Origin of the sequence: Caldimicrobium thiodismutans, from assembly GCF_001548275.1 — a bacterium.
Taxonomy (GTDB): Bacteria; Desulfobacterota; Thermodesulfobacteria; order Thermodesulfobacteriales; family Thermodesulfobacteriaceae; genus Caldimicrobium; species Caldimicrobium thiodismutans.
Window position 1 is genome coordinate 1,423,298 of record NZ_AP014945.1, and the last position, 13,516, is coordinate 1,436,813.

Below are 13,516 nucleotides of genomic sequence, written 5' to 3' on the forward strand. Positions count from 1 at the left end.
ATGTTTTACTTATTACAATTACCCATAAAAAATTTTCTCAAAGACACAGAGATCTTAACTCCCCCCATTGATATAACCCTTAAGGATTTGCTAAAGCTTTTTCAGAAATATGAAAGAAATTTTGCTGTTTTTATTAAAGACAGCAAACCTGTGGGGATAATTACTGAGCGAGATGTTTTAAAAGCTCTCCATGAAAAATATTCATTAGATACTCCTGCTTTTCATTTAGCCAAAAGAGAGCTTTTTAAAATTAAAAGCAAGGATACCCTTTTTAATGCCTTTAATATCATGACTGAGAATTTTATTAGAAGACTTATAGTTGTAAATGATAAAGGGGAGTTTGAAGGAGTTATAACTCAGCAGGATCTTATTCTTCACTCTTCAGCTGAACTTTTTAAGGGAGAAGGGAAAATCCGTGATCTTCTTGAGATGAAGGATAAACTTATTTATGCTGAAGAGTCTGATACTTTAGATATAGCTCTTTCAAAGATGGTCCAGCACAATGTGGGATCCCTTCCTATTTTGGATGCCAGCTTAAGACCCATTGGAATAATTACAGAAAAGGATTTTTTAACCCTTGATTCTGATAATTTAAAAACCCCTCTTAAAGAGGTAGCGCTCAAAAAGGTTTTTACAGTAGGTATAAAAGATCCAATTATAAAAGGGATTGACCTTTTTAAGAAATATAATATCAGACATTTAGTGGTAGTGGATGATGAGGGAAGAGCTCTCGGGGTTTTATCTCAAAGGGATTTTGTGCAAAGTCTTACCTGCACTTATGCTGATTTTCTTGAAAGCAATCTCAAACAAGCTAAAAGCTTTATTTCCCTATTACCTGAGATTGTGCTTGAGCTTTCTGAATGTGATAGTGAATGTAGGATTACCTGGATGAACGATTTTGCCAAGAAAAATCTTGGGGAAAAATATGTAGAAAGAGATATATACACCCTTATTGATTTTGATGATTGGAATAGGGTTTATGGACTCTTAAAAAGAGAAAAAATGATATATAAAGAAAAGATAAAGGGACAAGATGGGAAAATTTATGAGGTCACTGGCACTTATCTTGATTTTGGAATAAAAGAAGGCAAAATAAAGCTTTTTTTAAGAGATATTACCTATGAGTTTATCAAAGAGGAGAATTATCAAAGGGAAATCCGCTTTTTAAAGAGTTTTCTTGATAATTCTCTTGATTATATCTTTGTCATAGATAAAGATGGAAGAATTCGTTTTGCCAATACTGCCTTTAAAAAGGCACTGGGGTTTTCGGATGAGGAGATTAAAAATAGAACCATTTTTGATATTGTAGATTTATCAGAAGAGGATTTGAGAAAAAATATGGAGCTCCTTATTAAAAAGGGAGTAGAAATTAAGGGAAGAAGGTTTTACAGGGATATTAATCAAAATCTTATTCCTGTTGAGATTAAGGCCAAGGCAGTTATTCTAAATGGAGATTTTTATATCATTATAAATGCCAGGGATATAAAAGAAGGCTTAGAGTATGAGAGGGCTCTTCAGGAGCGTTATCTAATCCTTTCGTCCTTTTATGCCTTTGCTAACTCTCTTAATTATGCCAGAACTGAAGAAGAGCTTTTTCAAGTTATAGAAAAGTTTTTATTAGAAAAAGTAGATACCTTTCACTATTTTGAAGTTGATAGTCAAACAGAGGAGATAAAAACTACCTACCTTGCGGGGAAAAAGGAATACTGGAATGATTGCTTAAGTAGAGAGGCCAAGGAGTGCAGAGTTTATATAACAGGTAAGAGCTTTTTGGGTAAAGATGAGCATTTTTGTTCTCGCTTGAAAAGGCCTGATCTTCCTCACTTTTGTATTCCTCTTATTTTTGAAGGGCGTGTTCAGGGAGTTTTAACTTTAATAAGAGAAAAACCTTTTACAGAGGAAGAGCTCAAATTCCTGGAAGATAAGGTTCAGATCTTTAATATTTATTTAAATCAGATGAAATTAATAAAAGAATATAGAGAGCTTTCCATAAGGGACCCACTCCTGGGGATTTATAACCGGAGATTTCTTATTGAGATGCTTAAAAAGGAGGAGAAAAAGGCCAAAAGAACCGGAAAACCTTTCAGTATCATCCTTGCAGATTTAGATCACTTTAAGAAAATAAATGATACTTATGGCCATTTTGTGGGGGATAGAATTTTAAAGGAGTTTTCTGACCTTGTAGGCTCTCTTATAAGAGGTATGGATTATTTTGCCAGGTTTGGAGGTGAAGAATTTTTGATAATGCTTCCTGAAATTTCTAAGGATAGTGCAGTCTTAGTGGCAGAAAGGATAAGAAAGGCTCTTGAGAAGCATGAAATTTTAATTTCAGAAGGCCAAACTATTAAACTAACCGCTTCCTTTGGTGTGGCCGAATATCCTGCAGATGCCCTTAATTACGAAGGACTTATCAAAAAAGCGGATACAAGGCTTTATCAGGCCAAGGCTGAAGGTAGAAACCGAGTTGTTTTCAAATAAGTCACATTTTTATGTTCCTTGAGCTAAAGGGAGCCTCAACTCACAATCTTAAAGGTTTTGACTTAAAAGTTCCCTTGAACCAGCTTGTTATAATTACTGGTCCTTCAGGTTCAGGTAAAAGCTCCCTTGCCTTTGATACCATTGCTAAATTAGCAGAGTTACGCCTTAAACTACTTCAAACCTATGCAATCCCCTTAGGTGTAGAGGAAAATATAGAGGGTCAATTAAGGGGCCCTATCCCTCCTGTTGTTTCCCTTGCTCAGGGAGTGAGAAACTGGTATCCCTATAAAAATGTTTCTGAAATTCTTGGGCTCTCTCGGTTTATAAAAGCTCTTTTTGTGGAAAAAGGTAAAATCAGGTGCCCCATTTGCAGTGCTTTAAATGAGATTCACTCTTTACAACAGGTTATAAAGTGGTTTGAAGGCCTTTCTGAGGGAAAGAGATTTTATTTAATGTTACCTCTGTCTGAGTCCTCTCCCAAGGCTCTGAATTATCTTCTTTCTCAGGGTTTTACTCGTTATTTTTTTGATGGAAGGGAGATTGATCTCTCAGAAGAGGAGGCTCCAGCCAATTTTAAAGAGGTTCTTTTGCTCTTTGACAGGATGATTAAGGAGGAAAAAACCCTTTCAAGACTCTTGGAGAACCTTAGAGTTGCTAAGAGCATAAATCGCGGAAGAATAGTATTTGAGTTCTTAGATGATAGAGAAAGAGTTAACTTCAACCTTGGGGGTAGTTGTTTTTCCTGCGGAAACTCCTTGAATCAGAGCTTACAAAAATGTTCCCTCTGTAAGGGAGTTGGATTTAAAGAGAAAATTCCCTGCGCAAATTGTGGAGGCCTTAAATATGAAAGAGCTTACTTAGAAAGTGAGCTCTACTCCACACCTTTATATAAAATCCTTTCCATGAGCCTTGGGGAGTTTAAAAACTTTCTTTTAAATAACCTTAAGTCTGAAGAGAAAACTATCTGGGAAAATTATTTAAAAGTCCTTGAAAAGGCAGGCTTTTTAAAGGCAGATTATTTAAGGCTTTCCACTCCAGTTTTTGAACTTTCTCTGGGGGAGAGAAAGCTTTTGGAGATACTCTTGCTTTTTTCAGCAGACCTTCAAGGAGTTCTCTATATACTGGATGAACCAACCCTTGGTCTTGATGAGACGCATAGGGGAAGACTCCTTGCATTAATTAAAGAGATCCTTGCTCAGGGAAATTCCTTTTTGCTGGTTGAACACGATCTTGATTTTATTCGGAAAGCAGATTTTGTTATAGAGCTTGGACCGGAGGCTGGGGAAAAGGGAGGTTATCTCCTCAGGGCCTTACCTGTTGAAGATTATTTAAAAGACAAAGAAAGCCTTCTGTATCCTTACTTTGAAAAATCAATTAGCTTTCCCAAAAAGGAATTCAAACCAGAGGACTTTCTTGAAATTTATAAAGAGGAAAAGATGATTAAGATCCTTTTGAGGGGGATAAATCTTTTTTACGGTGCAACGGGTTCAGAGAAGGATTTTGAATTAAGGAATTTTGTGAGAGAGCTTTCTGCACTTGGCTACAAAGTTATGGAAGGGGAAGGGATTTTTGATAAAAGGGGAGATAATTTCCTTGTGGATTATCTGGGAATCTGGGGGCTCTGGAGAGAGATTTTATTGGCTCTTCCCTCTGCCAAAGCTAAGGGGTTGACTAAGAGGCATTTTAGTTTTCATACCCAGGAAGGCCTTTGCTCAACCTGTAAAGGCAAGGGATATAAAACCTTAATGCTTGAGACTTATACCCTTAAAAGTCTCTGTGAAGAATGCCTTGGGAAGAGATTGAATTATGAGGTTTTAAATCTTACTTATCGGGGTTTTAAAATTAGTGAGATCCTTGATTTTACCTTTGAAGAGGCTCTTGAACTTTTCACTCAGATATTTGAGATAAAAGAGATTCTTGGTTGGTTAAAGGAACTTAAACTTTCTTATCTTAAGCTTTCTCAGAGCCTTCCAGAACTATCCGGAGGTGAAAGATTAAGGATTGAAATTCTCCGTAACCTCAGGCAAAGAAGTAAACTCGATTTCTTGATTCTTTTTTATCCCTTTCAGGGCTTATCAATCTTAGACCTTGAGGAATTGCACCGGTTTTTTAGAAAGTTAAATTCCCATGGACTAACTATTTTAATCCGTGAAACTCACCCTTTAAGCAAAGCTTTTTCTGATAATATTATAGAAAAATGAATTATTAAAAAATATAGTATAATTTTTATCTTTAGGTTTAAAAATCAATAAAAAAAACTTGAAGAAAGCTCCTAACTTGCCATATTTTAGCTTAATTGCCCTAAGATGGTCTTGACAATCAAAAGGGTTTTATATAAGATAAAACAAAAATTTTCCAGGAGGGGGGATATGTCTCTAAAAGATACCTGGAAAGAGTTTTATGGATCAGTTTTTAGATCTAATTATTCTCCTATTACTGGTGGTGTTTTACTGGCTTTATTAGTAATTTTACTTGAGATGTGGTATCGTCCCTGGGGAATTGTGGGGGGGTTGAGAAATTGGGGGGAGTGGGTTTTATATGGAGTTGGTTTTTTAGATGAGGCTCCGCCTCATCCTCTTTGGTTTTCTTCTTCGGTTCTTGATCTTGGGCTTATTCTTGGGGCTTTTCTTTCAGCAACCCTTGCTCAGGAATTTGGAATCCGTATTCCACCTAAGCTTGAGATCATTAAGGGAGTTGTTGCTGGAATTTTAATGGGAATTGGTTCTGCCCTTGCTCAGGGGTGTAACATTGGTGGTTTTTATATGGCCATTGCCAATCTTTCTGCTGGCGGTGTGGCTATGATGCTTGGGCTTATGGTGGGGGTCTTTATTGGGGTCAAATACCTTCTTTGGGAGCTTGAACACCTTTCCTCTCAGGGGGGGGTGGAAATAAATACCAGAAAGTTGAATCCTATATTGGGAATAATTGCTTTAATTGTGTTAGTCCTTGGAACTTATGGTTATTTTAATAGTGAAAGAGAAAATGGGGCCCTTCTTGGGGGAGCCTTTTTACTTACAGCTGGGATTGGCTTTGTTATGCATCGTTCCAGATTTTGTATTGTAAATGCCTTTAGAGAACCTTTTCTTTCTGGTGAAGCTACTATGGCAAGAGGAGTAGTTTTGAGTATATTGTTAGCGACCTTAGGAATTTTATTTATTAAAATGGCTGGTATTCGTGAACCCATGGTGTATGTTACTCCCACATTTATTTGGGGCTCTCTTATTGGTGGAGTAATCTTTGGTGCAGCTATGGTAGTTGCAGGGGGATGTGGTTCTGGATCTCTCTGGAGGGTAGGTGAGGGCCAGGTAAAGTTGATGATCGTGGTTGTCTTTTTTGCCTTAACCAATGCTATTTTTAGATATTATTTAGATAATGTCTGGGAGGTATGGGATAAAGGCTTACTTGGTTCTGCAGTTTATCTTCCTGATATCTTTGGGTATGGAGGTGCTTTTATTATTCTTGCTTTAGTAATATTTTTATGGTATCTTTTTGTAGATTGGAACGAAAAGACCGAAAAATTTGTAATTGGGTTATAAAAAAACTTCATTAGGAGGGGAGAGCCATGGTTGATTTAAGCAGTATTAAAGCTGATGAAGTGCTGGATTGTAAGGGTTTGTCTTGTCCAATGCCTATGCTTAAAACCAAAAAGGCCTTGCAGAAGCTAAGCTCTGGCCAGATTTTGGAGGTTTTAGGCACTGATCCTGGCAGTAAAAATGATATTCCCAGTATGTGTAAAAAAGAAGGACATGAATTTTTAGGAATGATTGATGAGTCCGGATATACAAGATATTTTATCAGGAAAAAATAGTTTATAAAGAATTGGTAGATATTATTACAAAAAAGGAGGTAAGTTATGTCAAAGGATCCAGATAAATTAGGAATTTTTGTGACCTCACCTATTCATATTAATGAATTAGTAAAAATAGTTGAAGCTGCCTATAGAAAGGGCAAAAAGGTTAAAATCTTTTTTACTTTTAAATCAACTCATTTAGTAGTGCACCCTGATTTTCAAAAACTCAGGAATAGGATCCCCGAAGAGGATCTGGCTATTTGTGTAGCAGCCTTTGCCTGTGAAGGTTATGAGCCAGAGTATCACAATATGGGGCTTACAGAAAAACAGATGAGAACTCAGGCCTTTCACGGCGAGCTTATTGAGGAAGTAGGTAAATATTTTGTATTGTAATCTTAGAAAGGAGGTAAGTTATGAGTTATAAAGTATGTTTTTTAATTGCCAATAGATCTTTTATTTCTGATGGAATGAGATCAGCCCTTGGGCTTGCGGTGGAGAATATGTATTCTTATACTTACATCTTTTATCAAAAGATGCCAGGTAAAAGCGAATATCTGGAAGAAAATCTGGCCTGGATTAGAGATATGGAAGGTGAATTCTATGCAGTTACTGAAACTATGGATGAGGAGACCAAAAATTTTAATCTTCAAGAGTGGGAGCTTGCTGAAGCTACCCTTGATGATGTGGTAGAAAAGATTCTGGAATGTGATTTTATAGTAGGATATGGGCTTCCAGCTCAAAAAGTTCAGGCACCACCTCAGTGTGCTTAATTTGTGATAAAGGAGGTTGTATATGAAGATACTTAATGTTTATAGACATAAAGTTAGCGCAGAAAATGAAGATATTAAAAAAATAGTCGCTAAATTTAAAGAAAAAGGGCATGAAGTAATTGAGTTTAATCTCTTTGAGGCAAAGAGTGATGCAGACTATGATAAACTCATAGATCTTATTTGGGAAGCGGATAAAACAATCTCCTGGTGGTAAAATTAAATAAAAGGGGGCTTTGCCCCCTTTTTAAATCTCCGATTATTAATAGGGATTAACAAATCACTTTTCATTTTATCTTTAGTAAAAAGTATTTTCTAATTTAAAAATTTTTAGAGACAGAAATTTTTTCGCATCTATAAAATATTCGGTTTATCTCTAAAAGTCTCTTCAAGGGAATAAATAAGAGGGATAAGTATCCGAATTCTAGCGAAATATTAAATGAGCAGGATATTTAAAAATTGATCCCCTTTTTTAAAATTCATCTTGACTTTGATTTAATAGGTCTTTATAATTAAAATAATAAAGCAAAAAATTTATTTAGGGGGCGGGTTATGTTGAAAAAGGTTTTAGTTACCATTGGTGTTTTAGCTCTGGGGGTTAATTTAGCTTATGGTCAGGGGGATGTAGAAAAAGGTAAGAAGCTATTTAATGATCCAAAGCTTGGAACCAGTGGTAAATCATGTAATTCCTGCCATTCAGGTGGACAGGGTCTTGAGGGATCCGCATCTAAAAAAGAATTTAAGCTTGGGGGCAAAACTCAAAAAAGCCTTGAAGAGGCTATTAATTTCTGCATTGAAATGGCTCTTAAGGGAAAACCTCTTGATCCCAAATCTAAGGAGATGCAAGATATGGTAGCTTATATTAAATCTCTTTCTGGGAAAACCCCTGCAGCTCCTAAGAAGAAAAAAGTTGAAGGCTGTTAAAGTTTTATCTAATATATGTTAAAAAAGATTATTGATTTTTTGAAAAAACCAAGTTTTTTGACTTTTCGTTGGTGGTTTATTCACTTTCTTGGAATTCTTATAACCTATTTAATTGGTGTTATTCTTAGAGGCTAATATGTTTAAATATTTTATGAAGTTTAAACCTGGTTGGTTTATCTTACATCTTATTGCTATTTTGTTAACGATTTTATTAGGCTATTATATAAGATTTTAATTATGCTCAAAGATAAGACACGCTTGATCCTTTATTTAATCCTTTTTTTTCTTTCTCTTGATGGATTTATTCTTCATTATAGAGTTCATCCTTTTCTTGTTGCTGATGAACTCAATCCTCAAATTGTTTATTTTAAATTTTCTTTTTTTATGGCTAATTTTTTTTCACTATTTGATTTAATTATAGTAAATATCTTGTTTTTAAGTCGAAAAACATTTATACTTGCATATGTTTTAAATGGGCTTATATCCTTCTATGGAATTATTCTCATGGGACATTATGCAATTTCCAAGTTAGTGACTGGAGGTTTCCCATTTTCTTTTGAAAATCTTTTTATTCAATCTGTTTTTCCTCACCAACTTATTTGTTTTTCAGATTTTTTTACAGGATATTTACTTTTTGAACAAATAAAAAAAACAAACAAGGAGGTGGCTTATGAAAAAAGAGGTTAAAATGCCCTTTGATTACCAGTCTCTTGGTGATCTTTTCAAGTCTATAGCTCAGGATATAGAGGAGGGTTATTTTTCCGTTGGTGATTTAAAGATTCCTCTTCCCGGAAGTGGAGAAGTAGAAATAGAGTATAAAGAAGTTCAAGAAGGTGGGAAAACAAAATGTATCGTAGAATGGGAATTTAAATGGTATAAAGATTAATTTTTCAAAGGAGGAAAATATGGTTAAAGGTGTTGATCCTGAAGTATTGTGCAACAAAATAAAAGAAATTTTTCCTGATATAGGAGAATGTGCTATTGATGTAAAGGTATATTTTGATGAAGAAGTGAATAGGTATGCTGTATTATTAGAAAAAGGAGGGAAAACTGCCAAGGTTTATCTTGAAGATGATGAAATTACCGATTGCCTTGAAGGTAGAAAGTGTGTTTCCCTTGCCCTTCAAATTGGTCAATTTAAATAAGATTAATGAAAACTTTATTGGAGTGTAAATGGGCCCTCCAGATTTTAAAATATTTAGCGGAGGGCCCAAAAAGGCCCTCAGAGCTCTTAAGAATTATTTCTGGCATCTCCGAAAGGATTTTATTTGACAGATTAAGAGCTCTTGAAAGAGAAGGAATTATTTATAAAAAATCTTCTTCAGGATATCCTTTAAGAACTTTATATTATCTTGATCATGGAGCAGGGTTAGATGAATTAATTTCATTAATTTCTAAAGTATCGGAAAATACTCTTTTTCTTAAAGTTCTTTCTTCAAAATGGATGATTCCTATCCTAAAAGCCTTAAAGGACCCGGCCCCACCAAAGGAGCTATTAATAAGGTTTCGAAATTTATCTCAGAAAGTTTTATATGAAAATCTTAAGGTTATGGTAGAAATAGGACTTATTGAAAGGAAAGTAATTCCCTCAATTCCTGTTAAGGTGGTTTATCAGTTGAGTAGAGAGGGGGAGAAGATTCTCCCCGCCCTTTTAAAAGCTAAAAGTATTATTCTTTCCACAGGGAAAAGACGAAGTCCTGGTCCTTAACCTGAGAATGACAGTTATGGCAATCTACTTTCATATCTTTAACTATAGGGTTTCCCTTGGCATCATAAGCAAAATAACCCCACCCATCAGTATTTTTATATTTCTTAGAATTTTTTATCATATAAGCCTCTAATCTCTTTTCCCCTTCAACAAAAGCTCCTTGATCTTCTTTATGATTGTAAAATACTATTGCGATTTTTGTGCCCTCTGGAAAAGTTCTTTTTCCCTGATTTTGTACGGTTTTGAGCCCTTTTTTGTTAATATAAACATGATGGATACCGAAGAAAGGGTCATAGAGAGGGTGTTTTTTATCAAAGATAACCATGCTTTTCACATGATACCAATATTTATAAAAATCTTTTCTTTCACCACTGGCATTAGTTAGAAAGGGAAAACCTAAAATAAGAGCAAAAATGGTTAAAATGGCTCTTTTCATAAGGCACCTCCTGTATTTTTAGTTTTAATTAAAAATTTTAGATTTGATCTTTAAAGAGTCAATAACTGAATTTGTAGTTATTAACTTACTTAGTTTTCAGTATTATTTGAATTTTTCTAGCAGGTTTTTAACTTTTTCTAAATAATAGGGTCTTTCAAAGAGAGGACCATTTTTAAGGACTGGGATTTGCTCCTCAAAAGAGTTTTTTTCTTTTTTGTAAAGAATACCAAGAGGAATTTTATCTCCCCATTCCATGGCTTTTTCAAAGGCAAGGACTTTATTAGTTGGGTCATAAAAAGAGTCGAGGAAATAGACCCGTTGGTTATACCATTCATAGGTGTTAATCTTATTGAAGGTCACACAGGGTTGCAGAATATCAAGTAAAGCAAATCCTTTATGAAGGATAGCCTCTTTTATAAGGCTTTTAAGATGTTCCACCTTCCCCGCATAGCCTCTTGCCACAAAGGAGCAGTCAAGGGCAATGGCTAAAAGTAAAGAATTTAAAGGCTCTGAAATCACTCCAAAGGGTTGAGTTTTAGTTTTCATTCCCTTTGTGGAAGTAGGAGAGGCCTGGCCCTTGGTTAATCCATAGATCTGATTATTGTGCACAAAGAGTTTGATATCTACATTTCTTCTAATAGCATGAATTAGATGGTTTCCTCCTTCTCCATAACAGTCTCCATCTCCAGCAACTGCTATGACCTTTAAGTTTGGATTGACAAGCTTTATTCCTGTTGCTACAGGTAGGGTTCTACCGTGAAGGCCATTAAAGGTATTGCATCTCGTATAGTGTGGGAATTTACCTGCCTGTCCAATTCCTGAAACTATGACTATTTCGTGTGGATTAATATTTAATTCTACCATGGCCTCGTTAAAGGCTTTAAGAATAGCAAAATTCCCACAACCCGGACACCAGGCTGGAGTTAAACCTTTAAAATCCTTTAATGAGGCCACGGATCTTTTCCTCCATTTCTTCAATCAGAAAGGGTCTTCCATCATATTTGTTAATATGATGTTTAATTGTAAGGCCGGTTTCCATTTTTAAAAGCCTTGCAAACTGACTGGTTGCATTCTGCTCAATGTTTATTACCAATTTGGCTTTTTCAAGAAGTCTTTGCCAGGTTTTATCCTCTGAAAAGGGATAGATCTCACTGAAATGAAGCATGCAAACAGGGTGGTCCTTCTTAAGAATATCTACTACCTCTTTAACTATTCCGTATAGGGAACCCCAGCATATCAAAACAATCTCAGGGTCCTCTGCTCCATAAAAAAGGGGTTGGGAAATTTCCTTTTTGATTAAAGAAAGTTTTTTGAAAAGTCTTTTTTCAACCATCTTTTTTCGGATTTCTGCATCCTCTATCAAGTGGCCTTCTTCATCATGTTCATCGCTGTCAGTAATAATTAAATGAGTTGATGTTCCAGGTATTCCAAGAGGAGAAATTCCTGTTTCTGTAAAAAGGTGTCTTTTATAAACCTCTATTTTTTGAAGCTCTTCACCGGTCAATCGGTAATTCTTATAAATCAATCTGGAGGTATCTATTTTTGAATAACTCCATTGAGAATCTGCCAGATACTGATCTATCAGGATGATAGAGATCACTTGATACTTTTCTGCAAGATCAAAAGCCTTATTTGTTAGGTGGAGAGCCTGTTCAGGGGTGCCTGGAGCAAAAACAATTTTTGGAAATTCTCCATGCCCTGAAAAGAGAGCAAATAAAAGATCGCCTTGTTCAGTTCTTGTGGGAAGACCTGTTGCAGGGCCTGGTCTTTGAGCAAGAACAATTACTATAGGGGTCTCTGTCATGCCAGCCAAGGCTAAACCCTCAACCATTAAAGCAAATCCTCCCCCAGAAGTTCCTGTCATGGATCTAACCCCAGCATAGGAAGCGCCAATAATCATATTAATGGCAGCAATTTCATCTTCAGCTTGCTCTACCATGATATTAAACTCTTCAGCATGTTCTGCAATAAAATTGAAAATTCCCGTTGAAGGGGTCATGGGATAGGCCGCATAGAATTTTACATTGGCTGAAAGAGCTCCAATTCCAATAGCTTCTGTTCCAGTGATTAAATATTTGCTTTCACTAAAGGAAGCCAAAGAAAAATTACAGGCTAAACATTTTTCTTTGGCATAGTTATAGCCTTCCTCAGCTGCCCTTAAGTTGGCCTCAAGGACTTCTTTTCCTTTTTTGTAAAAGGTTTTCTTTAAAAGATCATACATAATCTCAGGAGACATCCCAAGCATTCCTATTACAGCCCCTACAGCCACAGTATTAGCAGTAATTGGAGAGCCGCCTTTTGTTCTGGCAATCTCAAAAAGAGGAACATCAAGAAATCTTGGGTCTTCAAATTTATCTTTAAGATGGGAAGAATCGTAGAGAACTTGGCCTGTGGAATCAAGTTCTTCAAAATGAAGAGGAATGCTTTCCTTGTCAAGGGCAAGAAGAAGATGAATCTTTCTTTTTGAGGCACTTACCGGTTTATCAGAAAATCTGATCTGATAAAAGTTATGCCCTCCTCTTATGCGTGATTCATAATCCTGATGGGTAAAAACATAATAGCCTGCTTTAGAAAAAATGTGAGCTAAAAGATCTCCGATGGTCTGTATCCCTTGACCAGCTTCTCCACCAATTTTTATAGAATAATCCATACTTCAAAGTAATTAAAAGAAAATATTTTTTAATTAGAATACTTTTGAGATTAGCAAAAGTCAAGAGTCAATTTGAAAAAAATTTTTAAAGGCCAAGGCCTTTGATTAAGATGTAGGCAATAAGAATGGCTCCTGTGATTCTTAGGATCCAGAGATACCAGGGACTTTCTCTGAGATAGGTAAAGACAAATCTTTTATAACGCTTCCAGAGGCTTTGCTTTTCACTCATCTTTTAATAACCTCATAAATTCCTGGAAGATGCCTGTATTTTTCAGCGTAATCAAGGCCATATCCCACGAGAAAGCCTCTCTCCAAGGTAAAACCCACATAATCAACCTTTACCTCAACCTTGCGTCTTTCCTTTTTGTCAATCAGGGCGCAGACTTTCAAAGCTTTGGGTTTATGAAGACTTAAATGCTTCAGTAGAAAGCTTAGCGTGAGCCCTGTATCCACTATATCCTCAACAACAATAACATTTTTGCCCTCTATGGGAAGCTCTATATCTTTGGTAATAACTACTTCACCCGAGGATGTGTCTGAAAGCCCATAGCTTTTTACTCGCACAAAGTCTATTTGCACCTCTTTTCCTTTTAACTTTCTGGCAAGGTCGGATAGAAAGATGAAGGCTCCTTTAAGGGTTCCTATCAAGACAAGGGGCTCCTTTAAAAAATCTTTTTCAATAGTTTCAGAAAGCTCTTTTACCCTTTTTTGAATGGTCTCAGGAGAAAGGAGCTCTTTTAACTCTTCCATGGCTTAGCTCTTT

General features: G+C 35.8%; 17 protein-coding genes. 12 read left to right on the plus strand and 5 right to left on the minus strand.

Annotated elements, in window-relative coordinates; all coding sequences use genetic code 11:
* The 12 genes from THC_RS07115 (at window position 1) to THC_RS07170 (ending at window position 9,667) form a co-directional block, all read left to right on the plus strand.
* Entirely contained in the window at window positions 1-2,478 is a 2,478-nt protein-coding gene (locus THC_RS07115) for a diguanylate cyclase (RefSeq protein ID WP_068515345.1), read from the plus strand.
* Between the two features lie 11 nt (window positions 2,479-2,489).
* Window positions 2,490-4,679, plus strand: a complete 2,190-nt coding sequence (locus tag THC_RS07120; RefSeq protein WP_068515348.1) for a hypothetical protein — start codon at window positions 2,490-2,492, stop codon at window positions 4,677-4,679.
* Window positions 4,680-4,784: 105 nt separating this feature from the next.
* Window positions 4,785-6,014, plus strand: a complete 1,230-nt coding sequence (locus tag THC_RS07125; RefSeq protein ID WP_082706373.1) for a YeeE/YedE thiosulfate transporter family protein — start codon at window positions 4,785-4,787, stop codon at window positions 6,012-6,014.
* A 26-nt stretch (window positions 6,015-6,040) separates the two neighbouring features.
* Window positions 6,041-6,286 (plus strand): sulfurtransferase TusA family protein, encoded by a 246-nt coding sequence (locus THC_RS07130; protein ID WP_068515351.1) that lies wholly within the window; start codon window positions 6,041-6,043, stop codon window positions 6,284-6,286.
* A gap of 45 nt (window positions 6,287-6,331) precedes the next feature.
* Entirely contained in the window at window positions 6,332-6,661 is a 330-nt protein-coding gene (locus THC_RS07135; protein ID WP_068515354.1) for a hypothetical protein, read from the plus strand.
* A 20-nt stretch (window positions 6,662-6,681) separates the two neighbouring features.
* Entirely contained in the window at window positions 6,682-7,038 is a 357-nt protein-coding gene (locus THC_RS07140) for a hypothetical protein (RefSeq protein ID WP_068515357.1), read from the plus strand.
* A 22-nt stretch (window positions 7,039-7,060) separates the two neighbouring features.
* A complete protein-coding gene (locus THC_RS07145; protein WP_068515360.1) occupies window positions 7,061-7,252 on the plus strand; it encodes a hypothetical protein in 192 nt (63 codons plus the stop codon).
* Between the two features lie 335 nt (window positions 7,253-7,587).
* On the plus strand, window positions 7,588-7,959 hold the full coding sequence (locus tag THC_RS07150; protein WP_068515369.1) for a cytochrome c peroxidase: 372 nt from the start codon (window positions 7,588-7,590) through the stop codon (window positions 7,957-7,959).
* A 168-nt stretch (window positions 7,960-8,127) separates the two neighbouring features.
* Window positions 8,128-8,646, plus strand: coding sequence for a hypothetical protein (locus THC_RS07155; protein WP_148638840.1), 519 nt, complete (start codon window positions 8,128-8,130; stop codon window positions 8,644-8,646).
* Window positions 8,630-8,845, plus strand: a complete 216-nt coding sequence (locus THC_RS07160; RefSeq protein ID WP_068515375.1) for a hypothetical protein — start codon at window positions 8,630-8,632, stop codon at window positions 8,843-8,845. Before THC_RS07155 ends, THC_RS07160 begins: the two co-directional genes overlap by 17 nt.
* A 19-nt stretch (window positions 8,846-8,864) precedes the next feature.
* Window positions 8,865-9,104 carry a hypothetical protein gene (locus THC_RS07165; protein ID WP_068515378.1) on the plus strand — a complete coding sequence of 80 codons (240 nt, stop codon included), beginning with the start codon at window positions 8,865-8,867 and terminating at the stop codon, window positions 9,102-9,104.
* 5 nt (window positions 9,105-9,109) lie between these two features.
* A complete protein-coding gene (locus tag THC_RS07170) occupies window positions 9,110-9,667 on the plus strand; it encodes a winged helix-turn-helix transcriptional regulator (RefSeq protein ID WP_068515382.1) in 558 nt (185 codons plus the stop codon).
* On the opposite strand, the gene THC_RS07175 is transcribed toward THC_RS07170, so the two are convergent.
* From THC_RS07175 to hpt, 5 genes are all read right to left on the minus strand, one after another.
* Entirely contained in the window at window positions 9,627-10,103 is a 477-nt protein-coding gene (locus THC_RS07175) for a cytochrome P460 family protein (RefSeq protein ID WP_068515385.1), read from the minus strand. The two genes, THC_RS07170 and THC_RS07175, sit on opposite strands and share 41 nt — an antisense overlap.
* Window positions 10,104-10,205: 102 nt before the next feature.
* Window positions 10,206-11,057: a 2-oxoacid:ferredoxin oxidoreductase subunit beta gene (locus THC_RS07180; RefSeq protein ID WP_068515389.1), complete on the minus strand. Its 852-nt coding sequence runs from the start codon at window positions 11,055-11,057 to the stop codon at window positions 10,206-10,208.
* Entirely contained in the window at window positions 11,035-12,753 is a 1,719-nt protein-coding gene (locus tag THC_RS07185) for a 2-oxoacid:acceptor oxidoreductase subunit alpha (RefSeq protein WP_068515393.1), read from the minus strand. Before THC_RS07185 ends, THC_RS07180 begins: the two co-directional genes overlap by 23 nt.
* Window positions 12,754-12,838: 85 nt before the next feature.
* Window positions 12,839-12,982 carry a hypothetical protein gene (locus THC_RS09440; RefSeq protein WP_153303653.1) on the minus strand — a complete coding sequence of 48 codons (144 nt, stop codon included), beginning with the start codon at window positions 12,980-12,982 and terminating at the stop codon, window positions 12,839-12,841.
* Entirely contained in the window at window positions 12,979-13,503 is a 525-nt protein-coding gene (gene hpt, locus THC_RS07190) for a hypoxanthine phosphoribosyltransferase (RefSeq protein ID WP_068515396.1), read from the minus strand. The genes THC_RS09440 and hpt overlap by 4 nt, the downstream gene beginning before the upstream one ends.
* Between the last annotated feature and the right edge of the window lie 13 nt (window positions 13,504-13,516).